The organism is Fusicatenibacter sp. (genome assembly GCF_977045365.1).
The window spans coordinates 1-21,447 of sequence record NZ_CDRRUH010000056.1 but is presented as its reverse complement, the minus strand read 5'-3'; the positions used below and the strand labels follow the sequence as shown (position 1 = coordinate 21,447).

Here is a 21,447-nt window from a genome sequence, read left to right as displayed (position 1 = left end):
CTTTAATTGAATCTTTTTTTCAATCAGGCGAAATTTTTCCTTCATAAGATACTTATTCAACAATCTGGGTAACCACTTGATTTTTTGAATCGTATTAAGTTTTTTTCTATAGCACAAAAACTCACAGTCATAGCCCAATTCCACAAATTTCACATATGTTGCATAAGCTTGCAACATGCTGCCATAATTATGATTGTCATAACATGTACAAATACCAATTTTCATATACTTTTCCTCTTATACATCCATTAACAAGACTTGCTCATAAGCTTGTTCAATTCGATTCAAATGTGCTTCTAACGAATATCCCTCTTTTACGATTTTCCAAGAAGCTTCCCCGAATGATTTTCTTTCTTTTCTATCTAAAAGTATTTCCGTAATTCCTTTCCCAAATCGATTAACATCACCCGGATCACAACAGTAACCATTCTCTCCATCATGCACAATCTTGGGAATCCCACCCACATTTGTACTTACAACTGGAAGACCATACCCCATTGCATCTAGCACTGACATCGGCATTCCCTCGTTATAAGACGGTAAAAAGAATACATCTGCTTTCCTAAGCAGTTTATCCTTCATATCACCTCTAACCCATCCAGGGAATTCCACATTATCGGATACACCCTTTTCATCAATCAACTTCTTGATTGCATTCTCATCGACTTCGTTTCCAGCTCCAGCTAAGACAAACTTCACATCAGGTATACTTTTTTTCACCTGCGCTATAACCGCTGGAATATCATAGCAACCTTTTCTTTTTCCTAATTCACCAAGAAACAAAACTGTATTATTACATTCCCTCTGCATCCTTTCCTCTAAAACCTCTTCATGAAGGATACTATAGTTTTCAATTATTTCAATTCTATCTTCTGGAACAATCTGGCTCAGTCGTTCTTTCCATTCCTCAGAAAGAGCAATCAACACATTACATTTACTATATACTTTTTTTATCTTGATCTTTTTTTCTTCCGGTGCATTTACATAGAATTCGTCAAAGTCGGCACCATGTATGTGATTAACAATCGGAATCTTGCGCCATGATGCCATATAAATGAATGGCATCTTTCTATAGAATGATGATCCAAAAGAAGAATGAATGTGAATCACATCTGGCTTATGAAACATCAGCACATATGCATAATGAAAATATCCGCAAATACCTTTCAAAAGCTTGTCAAATTTGCTTCCATCTCTATAGGACTCTACATAAGTTATTTCATAATCCTTCTCTAGTTGTGATCCTCGATATCCATTTACGACAGCAGCTATTCCACCTTTTACCATTCTATTTGGAACAACCATACATATTCTTTTCTTCATTCCATCAGATCCTTTTCCGTTTTTTTCTTCCTTTTCCAACAAATCTCCACGAAAGCCAAGCTAGAAGTATTGAAGTTATTGTAAAAACACTGAAGGCTATGTACCATGGCCACTTATTCATCAAATCAAAGTGAACAATGACATTAAGCACAATCCAGTGGTATAAAAAAATCTCGTAACTTAGATCGCAAGATATCCTGATTTTCGGCAAGCAATACCCCCCCCCCAATAACAATAAGAGGGAGTAGAATCCCAACCAATATATTCGCATAATAGCCAGGTATATTGATTGGCAAGCATCTATTAAATACATATATAACAACTAACATCGGAATGCTGTGCTTTAACATAGGGACTAATTGTTCACGTTTTACATAACAGAATACTCCGATAAAAAACCACACTGCATATGTAAGGAATATGCGTTCAATTATTTTTACAGAAACTCCGCCAACAGTACTAGTCACAAAATCTGCTCCAATATTACAAACAGATAAAAACGCAAGTAAAATAATCCATTTTTTGAGTGAAAGCTTTTTTAACCAGTCATATGAAAGTCCCAACACTATATAAAGTTGCATTTCGGTAAATATCGTCCATAATGCACCATTAATGCTTCCTGTAGCAAAATTATTTAAGCATGACGGCGTATTTGCAATTCCGAATATTTGTGTGGCAAGCCATATGATAATGCTCTTATCTAATAATTTGTACGCAAAAATGCAGACTACAATTAGATTAACAATCGTACATACCCATAGTTCTGGATACATACGTAAAATTCGTTTAACAAAAAAATCTTTTCGATTTTTTGATCTTTCATATGATGCAGCAATAAGGAATCCACTCATGGAAAATAGAACTACAACACCTGGAAAAAAAGATACTATCCATCTCAGGATATGCATAAATGATGAGTTTTCTGCGGACAAATGAAGAGCATATCCCGTATAATGAAGAAACATCACACAGATTGCAGCCCAATATCGTATCAAATCAAATGCATTATCCTGAAAGCAAAATGCCTGCTTTTCTTTATTCATATTCACTTTCCCCTCATCATCGCATTCCAAATAAATTTCGTATTAGTACTCCAGTATCTCTTAAACAACCTCTTAGGATCCTGCACCAACCGATACACCCATTCCAGATTATGTTTCTGCATCCACATCGGCGCACGCTTAATATTTTCTGCATAGTAATCAAACCCGGCTCCAACGCCAAGCATCAGTCCATCAATTTTTCCCTGATGCGCTGCCATCCACTTTTCCTGTTTCGGTGCTCCAAGTCCAACCCATACAAAATCCGGTTTGGTTTCATTAATTCTTTCTATAACTGCTTTATCTTCCTCTTCCGTCAGCGGTCTAAACGGCGGACTGTACATTCCAGCAATCTGAATTCCCGGGTAATTTTCTGTAAGTTTTTGATATAACACTTCCAAAGTTTCTTCTTTACTGCCATAAAAATAATGGCGATACCCTTTCTCCGCAGAGATTTCGAAAATCTCTCCCATTAAACTTGGACCTGTTGTACGCTCCATATTTTTATGGCCACGTTTCCGACCAACCGTAGAAAGAGGACCTCCATCAGGGATTGCCATTAACCCACTATTTTGAATTGCACAGTACGCTGCATCTTCATAGCTGGTTACTGTTGTATGTACATTTGAGACACAGATATAGTCCCCTTTTATTTCCGAAAGATTTTTTTCGAGATATTGTACTAACCATTCCATATTAATTGCCGCAATATTAACTCCCATAATCTTGCAAGTTGGAATGCGTCCTTTATCAACCTTTCTCTTATACTCCATTTTTTGCACCTTTTCCTCTTTTTCTACTTATCTGGTAAGCCTCATTACAAGCGATTTTATCCCAGGATAATTATCGCATTTAGCTGGAACGTAATGATTTTTGAAACATTTCTGTGACTTTTTCATTACCCAAATATTTACTTCCGACTTTCAATTATAATCTATAATATTTTAACCTATTTAGCATTTTTTGTAAATATCCGCCGACAATTTTCGTCACATTTTAACATATTTCATCCCTGTATTTTATTTTTTTATGATCTTTTCATGATACTTTTTTGTGGTTTTTCCCCCTCCCGTATTATTTCTTATTTCATTACAAAAAAGAAGGCTTTTTTCACTTTTTCAGTGCCTCTGGCCTTCTTTTTCTTCTTACTCTATTCCATTTCTTTCCTTCTCAAAATATCAAACCTATCCAATTCCACTCCAAGATCAATCCAAAGCTTCTGTTTCGGATGCGGCGCACTCTCCATCTGGTTCCCTTCATCATCCCAGATCCCTTTCACCGTAACGCAGACATTCTCCCCGCTCGGTTTCATCACTTCAATCTCTTCCCCAACCGAAAACTTATTCCTCTGCTCAATCGTATATCTGCCTTGCGCATCCTTCTCCCCAACAATCCCCAGATACGTATACTCCTTCACATACGTATTACTGTCATAAATCTGGCTCTCATGATCCGGCTTCCCATAGAAAAATCCCGTAGTAAACTGCCTGTACGTACAGTTCGAAATCTGATCCTTATACCACTCCATATTCTTCTCATATTTCTCCGGACTCTCCAGATAATCATCGATCGCCTTCCGATACGTCCGAGCCACCGTCGCCACATACAGCGCCGTTTTCATTCTACCTTCAATCTTATAACTGTCAATCCCCGCATCCAACAAATCCGGAATATGCTCAATCATACAAAGATCTTTCGAGTTGAAGATATACGTCCCTCTCTCATTCTCATACACCGGCAGATACTCTCCCGGACGGGACTCCTCGACAACCGCATACTTCCACCGGCACGGATGTGTACAAGCCCCCTGATTCGCATCTCTCCCCGTAAAATAGTTGGACAGCAAACATCTACCCGAGTACGAAATACACATCGCCCCATGAATAAACGTCTCGATCTCCATCTCCTCCGGAATATGCTCTCGGATCTCTTTAATCTCCGCCAGCGACAATTCCCGCGCCGTCACGACGCGTTTCGCACCCTGCTCATACCAGAACTGATACGTCCCGTAGTTCGTATTATTCGCCTGCGTACTGATATGCCGCTCAATCTCCGGGCACACCTCCATGGCAATCCGGTACACGCCCGGATCCGAAATAATGAACGCATCCGGCCCAATCTCTTTCAATTCGGCAAAGTAAGCCCGCACCCCCTCAAGATCCTGGTTATGCGCCAGAATATTCGCGGTCACATACACTTTCACTCCATGCGCATGCGCAAATTCCACGCCTTCTTTCATATCTTCCATCGAAAAGTTCTTCGCCTTCGCGCGGAGTCCGAAGACTTCTCCGCCGATATACACGGCATCTGCGCCAAAGATCACTGCTACTTTTAATACTTCCAGACTGCTGGCTGGAACCAGTAATTCCGGTTTTCTCATGTTGTTTCCTCTCTATTCTCGTGGCTTTTCATCGTGATCGCGATTCCATCTCCCAGCGGCACGACCGATGTCAGCAGCCCTTCTTTGTGTGTCAGTTCAAATAAGTATTCCCGCATCCGTTTGTGGATCGTGCGGTTCCGGCGTTCCACGGCGAAGCGGGATTCGATGACGTCGCCGTCCTGCAGCACGTTGTCGGTGATCAGTACGCCGTTCTTATCAAGGACACGCAGAACCTCCGGCAGGAAGTGGATGTACTGTCCCTTCGCAGCGTCCATAAAGATAAAGTCATACGGCCCATCCAGGGTTTTCAACACTTCTGCGGCATCTCCCGGAATCAGGGTAATGCGGTCGGCGAAGCCGGATTTTTCGAAATTCTCCCGTGCGATCGGGATTCGTTTTTCGTAATTTTCTATTGTGGTAATCTCTGCATCCGGTTCGCCGTACTGTGCCATGAAAACAGCAGAGAATCCTACGGCAGTTCCTACCTCCAGGATTCTCTTTGGCTGTTTCATCTTTAAGAATACTTTTAAAAAGCTCTGCATTTCACGGCGAATGATCGGTACCCGGTCCTGTTTGGCCGTCCGCTCCAGGTTTTCCAGAAACTGAGTGTGCCCGGTATCCAGGGAATTGATGTAGGTTACCATTCGTTCGTCTATTATCATGTAAGATTCCTCTTGTTTTGCAAACGTGCGTTATTCCGCGGACGGCTGTCCTTCGGTATTGATGCCCGCCAGGATTTCCAGCATTTCATCGACGGTCTGTGCGGTGTTCAGCACGTAGGAGCCGTCTTTGATGCCGCCGTAATAGCCGGACAGGCGGTACTGGACTTCGAAAACCAGCAGGCTTTCGTCGATCAGTCCGTTGTCTTTCAGGAGCTCACCGAGTTCTTTTGCCTCCATGCCGGAACGCACCTGCACGGTGACTTCTTTTCCTTTTCCCTTCAGGCTGACCGGTTCCTCGGCAAATACATCATGTCCGAACTGATATGAAGTTTTTGCCGCCAGAATGATCACAAGAATCACGCAGACGTAAATGAGCAGGCGCACGGTTCCTTTCGCACCTGTCAGCGCTGCGCGGTATCCGGCATCCCTTTTCTTTTCGGACATGGGCGCTCTCCTTTTGATTTTCGGGTTTAGATTTCCGGTACGCCGATGCGGATTGCCTCTGAAATGCGGTCCTGCACCTTCTGTACCATCTTACAGACCTCAAGCTCCGCCTCAAGATAAGCGTTTGCCTTCTCGCTTTTGCGGAGTGCGTAGGAATCCCGTTCCAGGGAATCTACCGCCTCGTAAAGGTCTACGTTTTCGGACTGCTGCAGTCGGTAGTTGCGGATTCGATAGTCGTCGACCCGGCTTTTTAAGTCCGGGTCTTTTTCAAGTTCCTCTTCCATCCACAAGTAATTCTGATATGCCCTGCTCTCCCGCATTTCTTCGATGAGCGTGTCCAGACATTCTGTTACTTTGTCCATGGTATTTATGCCTCCATGATGATCGGAAGGATCATCGGTCTTCTCTTTGTTTTCTTCCATACATAATCGCCGAGGGCATCTTTGATCGTGGATTTGATCTTGCCCCAGTCGGAGATATTTTTGGAAAGGCAGCCATCCAGCGCCTCTTCTACAACTTCTCTTGCCTCGCCCATCAGATCCTCGGATTCGCGTACATAGACGAAACCGCGGGATACGATATCCGGACCGGCCAGAAGCTGGTTTGTTCTCTTTTCGAGGGTCAGTACCACAACCATGATACCATCCTCGGACAGATGCTGGCGGTCTCGCAGGACGATGTTTCCAACGTCGCCGACGCCGAGTCCGTCTACCATGATGGCTCCGGTGTGGACTTTGCCTGTCACTGCTGCGCCGTCCTCGTCAAGCTCCATGACATCGCCGGAATACATGAGGAAAATGTTCTCTTTCGGAATACCGAGGCTCTGTGCGACTTCTGCGTGTGCTTTTAAGTGGCGGTACTCGCCGTGTACCGGAATGGCGTATTTCGGTTTTACCAGGGAGTAGATCAGCTTGATTTCCTCCTGGCAGGCATGTCCGGATACGTGAACATCCTGGAATACGACGTTTGCGCCCTGTGCGGACAGTTCGTTGATGACGTTCGAGACGGCTTTTTCATTTCCCGGGATCGGGTGGGAACTGAAGATAACGGTGTCACCCGGCAGGATCGAGATCTTTTTGTGCAGGTGTGCCGCCATACGGGACAGCGCTGCCATGGACTCGCCCTGGCTTCCGGTGGTGATCAGGACAAGCTGCTCGCCGGTGTAGTTTTTCATCTGCTCGACATCGATCAGGGTGTTTTCCGGGATATTGATGTAGCCCAGCTCCTGTGCGATGGAGATGATGTTGACCATGCTTCGGCCTTCGATGACTACTTTACGGCCATATTTGTAAGCAGAGTTGATGATCTGCTGCACACGGTCGACGTTCGATGCGAAGGTTGCGATGATGATGCGGGAATTCTGATGCTCGGCAAACAGGCTGTCGATCGTCTTTCCTACGGTCCGCTCGGACATGGTAAAGCCGGGACGCTCTGCGTTGGTACTGTCGCACATCAGCGCCAGAACGCCTTTCTTTCCGATCTCGGCGAATCTCTGCAGGTCAATGACATCACCAAAGACTGGTGTGTAGTCGACTTTGAAGTCTCCGGTGTGGACGATGATGCCCGCCGGGGAATAGATTGCCAGTGCTGCTGCATCTGCAATACTGTGGTTTGTTTTGATAAACTCAATACGGAATGCGCCCAGGTTGATGGACTGTCCGTGTTTGATGATTTTCCGTTTTGTGGTACGGAGCAGGTTGTGCTCCTTTAATTTGTTTTCGATCAGGCCGATGGTCAGTTTGGTGGCGTAGACCGGCACGTTGACTTCTTTTAAGATGTACGGCAGCGCACCGATGTGGTCCTCGTGGCCATGGGTGATGACGAAGCCTTTGACTTTGTCGATGTTCTCTTTCAGATATGTTACATCCGGGATGACCAGGTCGATACCGAGCATGTCGTCTTCCGGGAATGCGAGTCCGCAGTCTACGACGATGATACTGTCTTCATACTCGAAGACGGTGATATTCATACCGATCTGTTCCAGACCGCCAAGCGGTATAATTTTTAATTTACTTCCATTATTCTTTTTCAAATAGCACCTCCGCGCATGTTTTCGAAACGATTCCGTTACCGGTGTGGCTTCACGCACTCGTCCCCTGAGCGTCACCCCAGGCTGGCGTGGCATGTCCCGCACCTGCAGGATTTGGGTTCAAATCCTTCGGATGTCATTGTTTAATAGGTGATGTCTGCCTCGTCGTCCAACATGGAAGCGAATACGCCGGAAACGGCATCGAACTCGGTGTCGTCTTCTACCATGACATACTCTGCCTCTGCGTCGGTGTCTGTGGAGATGTCTTTCAGGATGTAGGCGTTTGCCTCGTCGTCCTTTGAATCGGATACCAGAATGTAGTTGACTCCGTTGATTCTGGTCTGCTCCTCCACGTAAAATTCTTCTTTGCCGCCATCATCTGTTACAAATGTTATTTTTTCCATACAATATTCCTTTGTTCAGTTTTCCTGTGATTCTTTGTGGTTGGAAAGATAGTCCAGATATCCCTGCAGGATAAAGACAGCCGCAATCATATCCACGTACTCCTTGCGGTTTTCTCTGCGGATTCCGGTTTCCATCATGGTGCGGTCTGCTTCGACGGTGGTCAGCCGCTCATCCCACATGACAACGGGCAGGCCTGTCCGTCTCTCCAGCATTTCTTTGAACTCGAGAGATTTTTCAGCCCGCTCTCCGATGTCGTTGTTCATGTGTTTCGGGAAGCCGAGTACAATCTTTTCCACACTGTATTCTTTTGCTATCTCTTCAATCCGGGCCAATGTCTGGCGCAGCTTATGTTCCGATTTTCTGCGGACAATTTCGATTCCCTGCGCAGTAAGACCCAGAGGGTCGCTCACCGCCACCCCTACTGTTTTTGAGCCGTAATCTAATCCCATTATTCTCATAAGTAGTTACGCTCACTTCCAGGATTCATTTTTGATGTACTCTTTTAACAGTTCCTCTACCAGTTCATCACGCTCAACTTTCATGATCAGACTTCTGGCGCCCTTGAAGCTTGTGATATAGGTCGGGTCGCCTGACATGATATATCCTACGATCTGGTTGACTGGATTATACCCTTTTTCTACCATGGCGTTGTAAACGGTTTCGAGCACTTCTTTTACCTGAATCTCCGGCTCTGTTTTTACTTTAAAATATTGTGTGTTGCTTAATCCTGACATTCTTTTCACGTCCTCGTATTTATTGATATCATTTATATTCTAATACATGTTATGGGAAATTTCAATCGTGAAATTGCCTAACTTATTTTATCCCTGATACAGTCTCATTATTCATATAAGTTGGAGGAAAAGATCATTTCCAGCATTCTTTCGGCGCAGGCGGTCAGGTCTTTTTCCTCGAGATACTGGTCATGCTCGGCCGTCAGCGCATCCAGGATTTCACGGCGGTCGCTGTCGGTTCCCGGCATGACAAGGTCGTTTCCGGCGGCAATGCATTTTGCGGCGGAGGAGCCTCCGTCGGCGTTTGTTGTGGTCCAGTCGGTCATGATGATGCCCGCAAAGCCCCATTCCTTTCTTGCAGCGGTCGTGCACAGATCGTAGCTGTTGGCGGTGTGGACACCGTTTATCTTGTTGTAGGAGGTCATGATCGCCTTTGGCTGGGATTCTTTGATTGCGATTTCGAAGCCCTTCAGGTAAATCTCTCGCAGCGCGCGCTCGGAGACGATGCTCGATACGCCGCGGCGGTTTTCTTCCTGATTGTTGCAGGCGTAATGCTTAATAGTCGTTCCGACCCCGTACCGGCTCTGGACGCCTCTTGTGAGGGCTGCCGCCATTTTTCCGCTGACGAGCGGATCCTCGGAATAGTATTCGAAGTTGCGGCCGCAGAGCGGATTGCGGTGGATATTCATGCCCGGTGCAAGCCAGAGGGTCACGCCGAACTCCTCCAGCTCTGTGCCGATCATGCGTCCCACTTTCTCGAGAAGCGCCGCATCGAACGTCTGCGCCAGAAGCGTTCCGACCGGAATTGCACTGCAGTACTGATAGTAATCCTCGCCGCCGTCGTGGAGGAATTCGGTGCCGAAAATGCGGTTCTCGAGACGCTGGTACCTGTTCATTTTGTAAACACTGCCGTCCGACGGATTTTTCTGATAATGTGAGGTGATGCGGATGCCTGCCGGGCCGTCAGCCAGAATGACATTGGCAACACCGTATTTTTCCAGCAAGGAGGCGGTTGTCTCCCCGGCTGCACCCGGCACGGTAACGGCAGCGGCTCCGATGATTTCTTTGCTTCCGCTGCTGCTGCGTCCGCAGACAAGCGCCGTTTTTTCTTCCGGGGTCAGCTTCTGAGCGAGTTCGGCGGCTTTTTCTTTTGCCAGACGCCGTCTTTCTTCCCATTTCGGCTGTTCTTCTGCCCCACATCTGCAGTTTCCGGCATCCTCTTTTGCTTCTGTTGCTTCTGCTTCAAATTCACAGCCGTTGGCATCGCCTTCCTTTGCTTCCGCTGCGTTTGTTTCTCCGAATTTTAGAATTTTATACATCCTTTCGGCACTCTTTCCATCGCGGATCAGTCCTTTTTCGTCAAGGAACAGCAGCGGGATTTCTGCTTTCTTTTCTTCCCACATCTGCTCCCGTTCTGCTCTCCAACGCTCCTCTTTTTCCTCTTCCGGCTGAATTTCCTTTAACGCGTCGAGCAGCGGGCAGATGTTGGTCAGATGCTCGGTTTCCACGGTTTTATCAATCGTCAGTCTCGCAGCCAAGGTTATATCCCGGCTTGAGGTTCCGACCAGAAAATCATAGTTTCCGGCTTCCATGCAGTATACGGCTTTTCCGGTCCGATAGGATTCCAGCAGGATCGTTGGTACCTGAAGGTGCAGCCTCTCGGATTCTCCCGGCTGCAGCAGCGCTGTTTTTCCAAAGGCCACCAGACGTTTCCGCTCTTTTTTCAGTTTTCCGGACGGGCAGGCGGCGTAAACCTGTACCACCTCTTTTCCGGCACAGGAGCCAGTGTTTGTTACTTTTACGGTTACTGTGATTGTTTTTGGCTCTGCATCCGGCTTCCACGCTGCATTTTCTGTTGTTACATCAAAGGTCGTGTAGGACATTCCATATCCGAACGGATAGCGCGGTTCCACCTCAAAGCTGTCGAAATAACGGTAGCCGACGTAAATGCCTTCGTAATATTTTTCTTCGATGATGTTTCCGTTATTATGGCTGAATGTCGCGCCGGACGGATAATCCTCGTAGTGGCAGCCCCAGGTGTCGGTCAGCTTTCCGCTTGGGGTGACGGCACCGGATAAAACATCGGCAAGCGCATTGCCGCCCTCCATGCCTGCCTGAGAGAGCATAACCAGTGCAGCGATGTTGTATTTTTTCAGGAAGGAGACATCCATTACCCCGCCGACGTTTAAAATAACAATCGTGTTGTCATAGCACTCTGTGATGGCTTTCAGTTCTTCCTCTTCCTGTTCCGACAGGTAATAGTCTCCCGGCTCTGCCTTTCGGTCTGCGCCCTCGCCGGAAACGCGGCTGATCACGTAGATGGCATCTGCCGCCTCCGTTTTTGTAATGGCGCTGCCCTTTGGCATCTGCATCGGATGGCTGGCGTGTGCACGGTAGAGGGAATCGAAATTACCCGGCTCGGAAATCTCATAGATGTAATCTTTCCATTCCTCATAGCTTTTCTCGTACGCAGCATCGTATGCGTCAAGCCATGCATCGGTTGTGACGGTAAAGCCGGCATTTCGCAGGCCTTCGTCGATGCTCACGTTGCTTCGGTTATTCACGGAGCCGGAGCCCGTGCCGCCTTTGATGGTGTGGCGGGCGCCGCCCCCGTACAGTGCCACTTTACTTCCTTTTTTCAGCGGCAGAACACCGTTGTTTTCCAGCAGCACGATGCCCTCTGCAGCTGCTTTTCTTGCAATGACGCGGTGCGCACGCTCCCGCTCTGACTCCGCCTGATTTCTTGTTCCGGAAATTCCTCTTGTTCGCAGTTTCATCTCGTAAAAATCCTCCTTTATCCCCACTGGCAGATCTGTTGTCTGATTTTTTCCACAATAGCAAACATATTTACCTCATTTATCCTCCATTATAGCTTTGTTTTCTACTTTTTGATAGATTTCTTTTTGATCTTTTCTGGGTAGATTCTGACCAAGGCAACAATACGGCTCTTCCGGAGTTTTCGATTGAATTTTTTCCGCCATTGCCCTATACTGATAACAGATAAGTAACAACGATTCGGAGGATTTTAGTTTTATGCATATGCCAGAAATTCAATCTGTTTTAAAAGAGAAGAACATTTCTTTTTCTTATGTCGAAGAGGACAACTGCGGAAGCATCGATTTCGAGCACCGCGGTCTCCGCTACCATATCTGGGAATACGCTGACGATGCGGAGCCGGTCGGCGTGGAGACGAATCTGCGGTATGCGGGACGGGATGAAGAGATCGAAGGGGATTATGACCGTTTGCTTGCGGAGCATTTGAAGAAGGAATTTTAAGAAACACGGTAACGTTGGAACGCTCAGAACCGATTTAGAAAGGAAGTGTGTTTTATGACTCCTGTTTTACAGTCCCAGGTTGAAAAACTCACTCTGGAACAATACGAATTACTTCCTGCGGAACAGCGTGTTGAAGTTTTCGATGGCGTTGTCTACGACATGGCCAGTCCGTCGCAGACACATCAGGCGTTGTCTATGCAGCTTTCAACCGTAATCAATAACTATATTCTCCGCCAAAAGGGACCCTGCAGTGTTTTTACTGCTCCCTTTGATGTAAAACTGGCGGATCAGCCGCTGACTATGGTTCAGCCTGATATTATGATCATCTGCGACAAAGATAAGCTGGACCAAAAACGCTGCAATGGTGCGCCGGATTTCATCATCGAAATCGTTTCGCCAAGCACTTCTTCAGACGATTATATTCGAAAGCTTTATTATTACAAAACGTATGGCGTCCGAGAATACTGGATCGTAGACCCGAAAAGGAAACTTGTTACTGTGAACTATTTCGAAGAGGATCTGGTCAGTGTACAGTATTCGTTTGATTCTGTGATCAAGGTTAATATTTACGATGATTTGTTTATCAATTTTGCGGAGATTTCAGAGCTGTTAGATCTTTAATTTTCTCAAAAAATGCAGGAAAGATGTTGTTTTCCCCTTCTTTCCTGCATTTTTTGTTTTATTTTCCGCTCTCCAGCGCCGCCAGAAACAATTCATAAAAATCATCTTCCCCTTCAAGCGCCGGGGAGTTTTCGCCGCCGCCATTGGTGCTGCGTTTGATTTCGGCGTAGAATTCTTCACCGGCCATGGCGAGATCCATTTCGTAGATTGCATAGCCACGGGCGCGGCAGATAGTGCAGAAGGCGCGGATCGGGTTTGGATCGTTCCGGGTCTGCAGGAGTGCTTCTCGAAGGGCCGGGTCTGCTTTGGCTTCTTTTTGTAATTGGTCTAAGAGATCGACTAAATTGTTCATGGTGAAAACCTCCCCTTTTCTTTATAATGAATGGATAAAACGAAAAAACAGCACAGGAAATCCACGGTGCGCGTGCCTCTCTGTACTGCTTTTTTATTTTACTCCAGATTTGTTTTTTCTGTCAAGCCATCAAAAATCCCGGAGCACCTCCGGCCCCGGGATTTCTTTATTTCTTTATGTAGTTCCGCTGTCTTTATGCAACAACAACTTCGTTCGCATCTGCTGCGAGTACAGCCTCTTTCTTCTCATTTCCGACGAATACTTCTACTTTCAGTTCGGTATGTGCGCCTTCTACGGATACTTTCACTGTATCGCCGTCTTTGACTGCTTTTACGGTGAATACGATGTTTCCGTGGATATCTGAAACTTTTGTCTCGGCTGCGTCTTTTAACTGATATACGCATACGGTTGCGTGGTCAGCGTAGTCGTAATCCGGTTTGGTGTCGCAGTTTCCTCTGACTACGATGCTGTTTTCTCTTACATACAGCGGCATGGAGAAGTAGTCATAGGTTCCCTGGAACCATCTGCCGCCTTCTTTTGTCTCACCGGTCAGAAGGTCGGTCCAGGTGCCTTCCGGCAGATAGTACTGTGCTACCTTGTCCTCACGGAAGACAGGTGCTACCAGGAGGGCATCACCCAGCATGTACTGCTGATCCAGATACGGAACGGCCGGGTCGTTCATGAACTCGAATACCATCGGGCGCATAACCGGGGTTCCTTCCTCGTGTGCCTCTACGGATTTCTGGAAAATGTACGGCATCAGAGAGCATTTCAGGTTGGTGAAGAATTTTACAACGTCGCATGCTTCGTCATCGAACAGCCACGGCACACGGTAGCTTCCTGATCCGTGCAGACGGCTGTGGGTAGACATCAGTCCAAATGCGCACCATCTCTTGTACAGATCCGGTGTTGCGGTGCTCTCGAAGCCGGAGATATCATGGCTCCAGAAGGAGAATCCGCTCATAGCGAAGGAAAGGCCGCCGCGCAGGGTTTCTGCCATGGACGGATAGTTTGCGGAGCAGTCGCCGCCCCAGTGTACCGGGAACTTCTGGCTTCCTGCTGTTGCACTTCTTGCAAACAGAACTGCTTCATTTTCGCCTTTTACTTCTTTTAACAGGTTGAATACGGCCTGGTTGTACAGGTACGTATAGTAGTTGTGCATTGCCTGCGGATCGCTTCCGTCGTGGTATACAACATCAATCGGGATTCTCTCGCCGAAGTCGGTCTTGAAGCAGTCTACGCCGCAGTCCAGAACGGTTTTCAGTTTGCCGGTGTACCATTTGACAGCATCCGGGTTGGTGAAGTCTACCAGACCCATGCCAGCCTGCCAGTTATCGGTCTGCCATACGCCCTTGCCGTCTGCTCTCTGAAGGAGATAGCCGTTTGCTGCACCCTCTTTGAAGAATGCGGTTCCCTGTGCGATGTACGGGTTGATCCATGCGCAGATGTGCAGGCCTTTGTCATGATATTTCTTTAAGGTAGCACGGATGTCCGGGAAGCATTTCTTATCCCACTCGAAATCGCACCAGTGGAATTCATGCATCCAGAAGCAGTCGAAATGGAAAACGCTGAGCGGAATATTTCTCTTCTCCATTCCCTCGATGAAGGATGTGGTGGTCTCTTCGTCGTAGTTGGTGGTGAAGGATGTGGACAGCCACAGACCAAAGGACCATGCCGGAGGAAGTGCCGGACGTCCGGTCAGTGCAGTGTACTCGTTCATGATCTTCTTCGGTGACGGGCCATGGAACAGATAGTATTTGATTCTCTCGCCCGGTACGGAGAAGCCGACATACTCTACTTTTTCGCTTGCTACTTCAAACGAAACGTTGTCGGTGCTGTCAACGAGAATACCGTAGCCGTTGTTTGTCATATAGAATGGAACGCATTTGTATCCGATCTCGGATGCAGTACCGCCGTCCTCGTTCCAGGTGTCTACAACCTGTCCGTTTTTCACGAATGGGGTGAATCTCTCGCCAAGGCCGTATACGCACTCGCCTACGCCAAGGGACAGCTCACTTACCATGTATGGCTGATATTTTTCGGTCATGTAGTTCGGTGCCGGCAGCATGGTGCTCTGCTTGCGATCCCATCTGATATAGGAAAGGTTGCGGAATCCGCTTCCGGTCAGGACTTTTCCGTCTGCCTCGAAGGTGTAAGCAAAGATTCCTTTTCTCTGTACGCGTACCAGTACGCTTCCGGTGTCGAGAACTGCCTCATCGTCGTTGATGGTAACGGTTACGTCCTCGTATACGCTCTCTGTTTTGTCGAAGGATGGAACTTTGTTGTCGTATGCTTCGTAGTGCCATGCTTCCATGGAGATGGTATCCGGTGTGTGTGCCACGAACTCAACGGTGATGGTCGGCAGGTTCAGGGTCATACCTCTGTGCTCGATCGGACGGGTCGTTGCCAGGATACGCATACCGCCTGGGATCTGCTCTACTTCATAAGCCTGCATTGCATGGGATGCATTTGCTTTTTCACTCGGAAGCCAGTAACCTTCTGTGAATTTCATTTTTTCATTACCTCCTGATTGGATGAGCCTGAAACAGATAGCGGAAAGCACTTTCTTTTCATCAATCTTTACAGAATTATTGTTTCAGGCTGACGTTTTTTGGTAATTTTATACTACCACACTCTTGCTTTCGAAAACAGGGCGGATTCTGTGAAAAAATACGGCGATATTATCTTTTTCTATCTTTTAAGGTACTTTCAGCGGATGGGATGCAAAACGGGAGTGTGCCCCGCAGACGTCTGCAAAAGACACACTCCCGTTTCTCTTCTGTTTTTTCTTATGCCACAATCAGATACGCAATGACGGCCAGCAGGATCTGCAGGATCACAAAGCGGATCACAACCTGGCTGTCGGACCATTTGTATTTCAGGCGGACATGGTCATGCAGCGGTGTTCTTGTATTTTTGAGGATCGCGATTTTCAGGAAACGGAGTAAAAATACTTTGACAAGGCCGATTCCTCCGTCGACGATCATCACGCCTGCCATCAGCAGATATAAGAACGGATGGCGGGACTGCATGGCAAGGATGGCGATGTAGAAGCCAAGTGCTCTCGAACCGGCATCTCCCATCAGCATGCTGCTCGGCGAGGTGTTGAAATACAGGTACGCGAGAAGCGCTGCCACGAACAGGTAATTGGCTACGGTGAAGCTTCTGAGGACATCGTGGAAAATCATGCTGAACGCGAAGATGACCACGCAGGAAAGGCTCGCGCAGAGTCCGTCGACACCGTCGGAACAGTTTGTAACGTTGATCGAAATCCAGATCAGGATGATGCCGAGGATTATGTAGACCACTTTCGGAATGGTAAGGGACATGCTTCCGAAGTAGATCGTGGTGGAATTGTAATTCACGAAGGTGATGACGGTCACAATGGAGATGACGAGGTCGATCGCACCTTTTTTGTAATCGCTCCACGGAGTTTCGGATGCATCGTCGAGGTAGCCGCTCAGCATGATGCAGACGAGCAGGATCGCGTAGATCACATACTCGGCGCCAAGAGGCAGGAACAGAACGCTTCCGATCAGGAAGCAGATGACGATCACGAGGCCGACGCCGCGCAGTTTTCCGCGGGAGAGGCCGCCGTTTACGGCAAATTCTCTGCCGTGATCGCTCGGCAGAAAGGAAAATGGATGTTTTAACGCCAGAAAGGTCAGCAGAAAGGTGACCACGATTCCCAGCATGGCGATCTGGCCGGGATTTAAAAAGTTACTCCATACTTGATACATACGTTTTCTTCCTTCACTTTTCTTTAGATTGAGTTTGCACGAAGCTTTTTCGTGCGGCTCTGCGTCCATTTATTATAGCAACTTCATGCAAAAATTGCTATACCCAATTCGGTGGTTTCGTGATAAGATAGTGATACACTAAGTTGAACAAAAAAGGAGTTTTTTATGCCACGCAAAGATCATCTGCCGCGCCAGACACGTCAGGAACACATCACGCTGCAGCCGAACCGCAGCATCGAATTTCGTGTAACCGACGATTTCGGCAGTTTTTCGCCGCCGCACTGGCACGACGCGCTGGAAATTATTTATATTCTGGAGGGTTCCTCCATTGTCACGCTCTCGGACCGCACCAAGACCGTCCTTCCGGGTCAGTTTCTGCTGATCAATTCCGGGCGTATCCACACGGCGCGCTGTCCGTCTACGGGAAACCGCTCGATTCTGATGCAGATTCCGGATGCGTTCCTTGCGAACTATCTGCCTGACCCGTCACAGCTCTGGTTCTCGATTGACTACGACAGTACGAACCCGGAAGTGCAGAAAAATATCAGCCAGCTCCGGCGTCTTCTGCTTTCGATGATGCAGCTTCATGAGGAAATGCCCGACGGCTATCTGCTGACGTTCCAGCGGGAGCTTTTTACGTTTCTCGACCTGCTCTACACGAAGTTTTCCGAGAAGAGTCCGCTTGCGCACCACCCGATGAGCTCCCGGACGCAGACACGGCTCGATACGATTCTAACGTACACGCAGGAAAATTACCAACGGCCGATTACGCTGAAGGAGGCTGCCGATGTTGTCTCGCTGCAGCCGGAATATTTCTGCCGGTTCTTCCGCCAGAACATGGAAACGACGTATCTGGAATATCTGAATTCCTACCGTCTTTCCCGCATCTACCGCGACCTGATTGCCACGGATCTGCCGGTCGGCACGCTCGCGGAAAAGCATGGATTTACGAACGATAAGCTGTTTCACCGCCTCTTCCGTGAGCGGTTTCACACGACGCCGCTGCAGCTTCGGAAGGCGGCACGCGAGAAGGGATCCTGATGGATTTTATTATTTTTACATTTTTGAGAATGGGAGTTTAACACGATGACAAAAGAAGAACTGGCGCTTGCCGTCATTGAACGTTTGAAACAAGAATATCCTGACGCCGACTGTACGCTTGACTATGACCAGGCGTGGAAGCTGCTCGTCAGTGTCCGCCTCGCCGCACAGTGCACCGATGCGCGGGTCAATGTTGTGGTGGAGGATCTCTACGCAAAGTATCCTGATATCGATGCGCTGGCAGATGCGACACCGGAGGAAATCGAGGAAATTGTGCGGCCGTGCGGTCTTGGAAAGAGCAAGGCACGCGACATCAACGCCTGCATGCGCATGCTGCGCGACGAGTACCACAGCCAGGTGCCGGACGACTTTAACGCACTTTTGAAGCTCCCGGGCGTGGGACGGAAAAGTGCGAACCTGATTATGGGCGATGTTTTTAAAAAGCCTGCGATTGTGACGGATACGCACTGCATCCGGCTGTGCAACCGCATCGGGCTCGTGCATGACTGCAAGGATCCGAAGAAGGTGGAGATGGCACTCTGGAAAATTGTGCCGCCGGAAGAAGGAAGCTCGCTCTGCCACCGGTTTGTGGAGCACGGACGCGAGGTCTGTACTGCGCGGACGACACCGCACTGTGAACGGTGTGTGCTCGCGGATATCTGTGAGAAGAACGGCGTAGAAAAATAGCATTTTTCTATGCGTTTCCATGCGAAAAAGGCTTTTGCATACCGGACAGATTTTTTGATTCTGTCCCGGCTGCAAAAGCCTTTTTATTTCTATTTTTTATACGACCAAAAGAAGTCCGTCAGCGCTTTCAGCGTTTTCCCGAGCACCTGCACTTCCTCTTCCCCGAGTTCCGCCATCACGGCATCCGTCATCTGCTCGTGGAATTTTGCGTGGTGATGGAATGCCTGCCGTCCCTTTCCGGTCAGGTGGATGTAGACGATCCGGCGGTCCTTCTCGCTGCGCTCCCGCTCGGTGTAGCCTTTTTTCACCAGACTGTTCATCGACGTTGTCAGCGATCCGACCGTGATGTCGAGCTTTGCCGCGATCGACGACATATTGCCGCCCTCCAGGCCGACGGCTTCTATGATGTGCATATCGTTGTTCGTCAGATCCTTGAAATCCTCGGTGATGATCGCCTCTTCTTCCAGTTTTTGTATCTCGTGAAACAGATGGACCAGTGTCTCATTGATGATTTCTCTGTTATCCACTCCTCTTCCCCTTTCCGTCTGTTCTGTCCCTTCTGAACAGGGTTCCGCTCTTTCTGTCTGTATTGTATCAAAAAAGTTCCGGACAAACAATACCAAAAACTGCCTGGGAGACCGCGGATCGCTCCGTGCCGTTTCCCAGGCAGTTCTGTTATGTTTGATTCAATTACATCTGCCCTTTTTTCTTTAACCGTGCAAAGCAGATCATGAAAAAGCAGATGCCGTATACGGTTGTGATCGGGGTGGACATGCCGACGAAGGTCAGGTTCGTATTCGGCAGGTGTGAGAAGAACAGCGCCAGCGGAATACGGATCAGGCAGGCGGAGGTGATTCCCTGGATCATAACCGGGATGCTGATGCCGCGGCCGTTGAAGTATCCGATGCTGCTGAACAGCACACAGGTAAGAATACATTCCGGTGCAAAACCGCGCAGGTAAGCGGCGCTCTGCCCGATAACGGCCGGATCGCTCGTGAAGATTCTGGAGATGACACTTCCACCGAAGAAACCGATGCAGAAAATCACAACTCCAAGAGAGCAGCCCGTTGCGATTGCGGTGAGGAAGCCCTTCCACGCGCGGTCTTTCTTTCCGGCTCCGGTGTTCTGTGCCACGAATGCTGACACAGACTGCATCACAGAAGACGGGATCAGCATGATGAATGAGGTCAGCTTCTGCGCCACACCGTATCCGGCGGACGGCATCAGGCCCATGCCGTTGATGATCGAGTTGATCACAAGGAAGGAAATCTGTACGGTCGTCTCCTGCAGCGCGATCGGCACACCGACGTTCAGGACTTTCTTCAGCTCGTCATGGTCGATGCGGCAGTCCTCTTTTTTGAACTCGATCGGCAGATTGCCTTTTCTCAGCACGCCAAGGGAAGCAAGCACGGAAATCAGCTGTGCCAGAACCGTTGCAAGTGCTGCTCCCGCAACGTCCATTTTCAGCACGCCGACGAAAAACAGGTCTCCGGCGATATTGGCCGCGCAGGCGATGCCGACGAATAAAAGCGGCAGATTTGCATTACCGATACCGCGGAGCACGCTGCTGATGACGTTGTACGCGATGATGATCAGAATACCGCCGGAACAGATCCGCAGGTAGAGGACGGTTTTGTCAAAGGACTCCGCCGGAACCTGTAAAATATTGGCGATCGGGCCTGCGAACAGCTCCAGAATCACCGTCATGGCGATACCGATGATGGCGAACAGAACAATCGAGGTTCCCACGGTTTTGCCGGCCTTATCCGGCTTGCCCTCGCCGATGTGCTGGCCGATCATAACGGTCGAACCCATCGCAAGGCTGGTGATGATAAATGTTACCATCTGCATGAAGTTGCTTCCGGTTCCGACAGCGGAAATACTCGACGCATCACCGAACCAGCCGACCACAAGAAGGTCGACCGCACCGTAAGCCGCCTGCAGAATCAGCGCGCCGAGCACCGGCAGCGCAAAGCGGATCAGGGACTGGAAAATCGGTCCCTCTACAAACGATATTTCTTTCTTATTTTCTTTTGCCATTGTTTTTCACTCCTTCAATTCCCGGCATCGTTTCCTGCATCCGCGTGATTGCATGCACAAATTCGTCCACCACCGCGTCGTCCAGATCCGGCAGGCGGGATGCCCATTCCCCGTGAAAGTGCGTCACGCGGAGTTCCACAAACTCTTTCCCCTCTTCGGTCAGTGTCAGGTTGATCACGCGCTTATCTTTTTCATCCGCCTGTTTCACGAGAAGGTTTCTCTCCTCCAGCTCCTGCACCAGCTTGGTGATGCTCGGCAGCGTTGTGTTCATGTAGCTGCTGATGTCGCTGACGCGGCAGAAGCCCTGCTTTTTCTGAATCTCATTCACCGCATCCAGCACATGCACCTGCCGCGGCTTCATACCGTCCGGCAGGTCCGGGAGCTTCTCGATCAGACGCTTTGCATCAAAACACGCATCCAGGAACTGCTTTAATTTTTCCTGTGTCATGGAAAGTGGTCCTTTCTTCTTGAAATTTAGTTATCTTTAGTAATTATCTTTGATAAGTATAGCAGGAAATGAAAAAATGTCAAGAGGGAACGGATGCTAAAAAAGGCAGTGCTGCAGAGCGCGAATTGCAAGGAACAGATTTGAAGGCGTACCGGGGTACGACGAAAATCTGTGACGCAGTAATTCACGCTCTGCGGTGCTGAATTTTTTGCATTATTTTCGGGG

The 21,447-nt window shown here is 48.3% G+C and carries 22 protein-coding genes and 1 pseudogene; 4 read left to right on the top strand and 19 right to left on the bottom strand.

Going from position 1 to position 21,447, the window contains the following annotated elements; genetic code table 11:
• From ACY2VW_RS11610 to ACY2VW_RS11550, 13 genes and pseudogenes are all read right to left on the bottom strand, one after another.
• A pseudogene (locus ACY2VW_RS11610) lies at positions 1 to 225 on the bottom strand (hypothetical protein); the annotation flags it as partial.
• Positions 226 to 237: 12 nt separating this feature from the next.
• A complete protein-coding gene (locus tag ACY2VW_RS11605) occupies positions 238 to 1,362 on the bottom strand; it encodes a glycosyltransferase family 4 protein (RefSeq protein WP_461878172.1) in 1,125 nt (374 codons plus the stop codon).
• 104 nt (positions 1,363 to 1,466) lie between these two features.
• A complete protein-coding gene (locus tag ACY2VW_RS11600) occupies positions 1,467 to 2,366 on the bottom strand; it encodes an acyltransferase family protein (protein ID WP_461878171.1) in 900 nt (299 codons plus the stop codon).
• Positions 2,367 to 2,368: 2 nt separating this feature from the next.
• Positions 2,369 to 3,136 (bottom strand): WecB/TagA/CpsF family glycosyltransferase, encoded by a 768-nt coding sequence (locus ACY2VW_RS11595; protein ID WP_461878170.1) that lies wholly within the window; start codon positions 3,134 to 3,136, stop codon positions 2,369 to 2,371.
• Between the two features lie 377 nt (positions 3,137 to 3,513).
• Positions 3,514 to 4,743 (bottom strand): peptidase U32 family protein, encoded by a 1,230-nt coding sequence (locus tag ACY2VW_RS11590; protein ID WP_461878169.1) that lies wholly within the window; start codon positions 4,741 to 4,743, stop codon positions 3,514 to 3,516.
• On the bottom strand, positions 4,740 to 5,405 hold the full coding sequence (locus ACY2VW_RS11585) for an O-methyltransferase (RefSeq protein ID WP_461878168.1): 666 nt from the start codon (positions 5,403 to 5,405) through the stop codon (positions 4,740 to 4,742). Before ACY2VW_RS11585 ends, ACY2VW_RS11590 begins: the two co-directional genes overlap by 4 nt.
• A 30-nt stretch (positions 5,406 to 5,435) precedes the next feature.
• Entirely contained in the window at positions 5,436 to 5,849 is a 414-nt protein-coding gene (locus tag ACY2VW_RS11580) for an endolytic transglycosylase MltG (protein WP_461878167.1), read from the bottom strand.
• A 26-nt stretch (positions 5,850 to 5,875) separates the two neighbouring features.
• A complete protein-coding gene (locus ACY2VW_RS11575) occupies positions 5,876 to 6,211 on the bottom strand; it encodes a YlbF/YmcA family competence regulator (RefSeq protein WP_461878166.1) in 336 nt (111 codons plus the stop codon).
• A 5-nt stretch (positions 6,212 to 6,216) separates the two neighbouring features.
• Entirely contained in the window at positions 6,217 to 7,881 is a 1,665-nt protein-coding gene (locus tag ACY2VW_RS11570) for a ribonuclease J (protein ID WP_461875021.1), read from the bottom strand.
• 140 nt (positions 7,882 to 8,021) lie between these two features.
• Positions 8,022 to 8,282, bottom strand: coding sequence for a DUF1292 domain-containing protein (locus ACY2VW_RS11565; RefSeq protein ID WP_022461718.1), 261 nt, complete (start codon positions 8,280 to 8,282; stop codon positions 8,022 to 8,024).
• A gap of 15 nt (positions 8,283 to 8,297) precedes the next feature.
• Positions 8,298 to 8,741, bottom strand: coding sequence for a Holliday junction resolvase RuvX (ruvX, locus tag ACY2VW_RS11560; protein ID WP_461878165.1), 444 nt, complete (start codon positions 8,739 to 8,741; stop codon positions 8,298 to 8,300).
• 12 nt (positions 8,742 to 8,753) lie between these two features.
• Entirely contained in the window at positions 8,754 to 9,017 is a 264-nt protein-coding gene (locus ACY2VW_RS11555; RefSeq protein ID WP_022461716.1) for an IreB family regulatory phosphoprotein, read from the bottom strand.
• Between the two features lie 107 nt (positions 9,018 to 9,124).
• A complete protein-coding gene (locus ACY2VW_RS11550) occupies positions 9,125 to 11,794 on the bottom strand; it encodes a glycoside hydrolase family 3 protein (RefSeq protein WP_461878164.1) in 2,670 nt (889 codons plus the stop codon).
• Positions 11,795 to 12,050: 256 nt separating this feature from the next.
• Between ACY2VW_RS11550 and ACY2VW_RS11545 the strand changes: the two genes are divergently transcribed.
• Both ACY2VW_RS11545 and ACY2VW_RS11540 read left to right on the top strand, forming a co-directional pair.
• Entirely contained in the window at positions 12,051 to 12,293 is a 243-nt protein-coding gene (locus ACY2VW_RS11545) for a kinase (RefSeq protein WP_461878163.1), read from the top strand.
• A gap of 54 nt (positions 12,294 to 12,347) precedes the next feature.
• Positions 12,348 to 12,914 (top strand): Uma2 family endonuclease, encoded by a 567-nt coding sequence (locus tag ACY2VW_RS11540; RefSeq protein ID WP_461878162.1) that lies wholly within the window; start codon positions 12,348 to 12,350, stop codon positions 12,912 to 12,914.
• A gap of 58 nt (positions 12,915 to 12,972) precedes the next feature.
• Here ACY2VW_RS11540 and ACY2VW_RS11535 read toward each other — a convergent pair whose 3' ends face one another.
• The 3 genes from ACY2VW_RS11535 to ACY2VW_RS11525 all read right to left on the bottom strand — a co-directional run bounded on the left by ACY2VW_RS11535 (position 12,973) and on the right by ACY2VW_RS11525 (position 17,006).
• Positions 12,973 to 13,266: a hypothetical protein gene (locus ACY2VW_RS11535; protein WP_118719626.1), complete on the bottom strand. Its 294-nt coding sequence runs from the start codon at positions 13,264 to 13,266 to the stop codon at positions 12,973 to 12,975.
• A 193-nt stretch (positions 13,267 to 13,459) separates the two neighbouring features.
• Positions 13,460 to 15,778 carry an alpha-xylosidase gene (gene yicI, locus ACY2VW_RS11530; protein WP_461878161.1) on the bottom strand — a complete coding sequence of 773 codons (2,319 nt, stop codon included), beginning with the start codon at positions 15,776 to 15,778 and terminating at the stop codon, positions 13,460 to 13,462.
• A 277-nt stretch (positions 15,779 to 16,055) separates the two neighbouring features.
• Positions 16,056 to 17,006 (bottom strand): MraY family glycosyltransferase, encoded by a 951-nt coding sequence (locus tag ACY2VW_RS11525; protein WP_461878160.1) that lies wholly within the window; start codon positions 17,004 to 17,006, stop codon positions 16,056 to 16,058.
• Positions 17,007 to 17,171: 165 nt separating this feature from the next.
• Here ACY2VW_RS11525 and ACY2VW_RS11520 point away from each other — a divergent pair, with 165 nt between their 5' ends.
• Positions 17,172 to 18,047 (top strand): AraC family transcriptional regulator, encoded by an 876-nt coding sequence (locus ACY2VW_RS11520; protein WP_461878159.1) that lies wholly within the window; start codon positions 17,172 to 17,174, stop codon positions 18,045 to 18,047.
• 45 nt (positions 18,048 to 18,092) lie between these two features.
• Positions 18,093 to 18,734 (top strand): endonuclease III domain-containing protein, encoded by a 642-nt coding sequence (locus tag ACY2VW_RS11515; RefSeq protein ID WP_055265078.1) that lies wholly within the window; start codon positions 18,093 to 18,095, stop codon positions 18,732 to 18,734.
• Between the two features lie 89 nt (positions 18,735 to 18,823).
• Here ACY2VW_RS11515 and ACY2VW_RS11510 read toward each other — a convergent pair whose 3' ends face one another.
• From ACY2VW_RS11510 to ACY2VW_RS11500, 3 genes are all read right to left on the bottom strand, one after another.
• A complete protein-coding gene (locus ACY2VW_RS11510; protein ID WP_461875012.1) occupies positions 18,824 to 19,261 on the bottom strand; it encodes a MarR family winged helix-turn-helix transcriptional regulator in 438 nt (145 codons plus the stop codon).
• Between the two features lie 163 nt (positions 19,262 to 19,424).
• A complete protein-coding gene (locus ACY2VW_RS11505) occupies positions 19,425 to 20,774 on the bottom strand; it encodes an MATE family efflux transporter (RefSeq protein ID WP_461878158.1) in 1,350 nt (449 codons plus the stop codon).
• Positions 20,758 to 21,222 (bottom strand): MarR family winged helix-turn-helix transcriptional regulator, encoded by a 465-nt coding sequence (locus ACY2VW_RS11500; RefSeq protein ID WP_461875009.1) that lies wholly within the window; start codon positions 21,220 to 21,222, stop codon positions 20,758 to 20,760. The genes ACY2VW_RS11505 and ACY2VW_RS11500 overlap by 17 nt, the downstream gene beginning before the upstream one ends.
• Between the last annotated feature and the right edge of the window lie 225 nt (positions 21,223 to 21,447).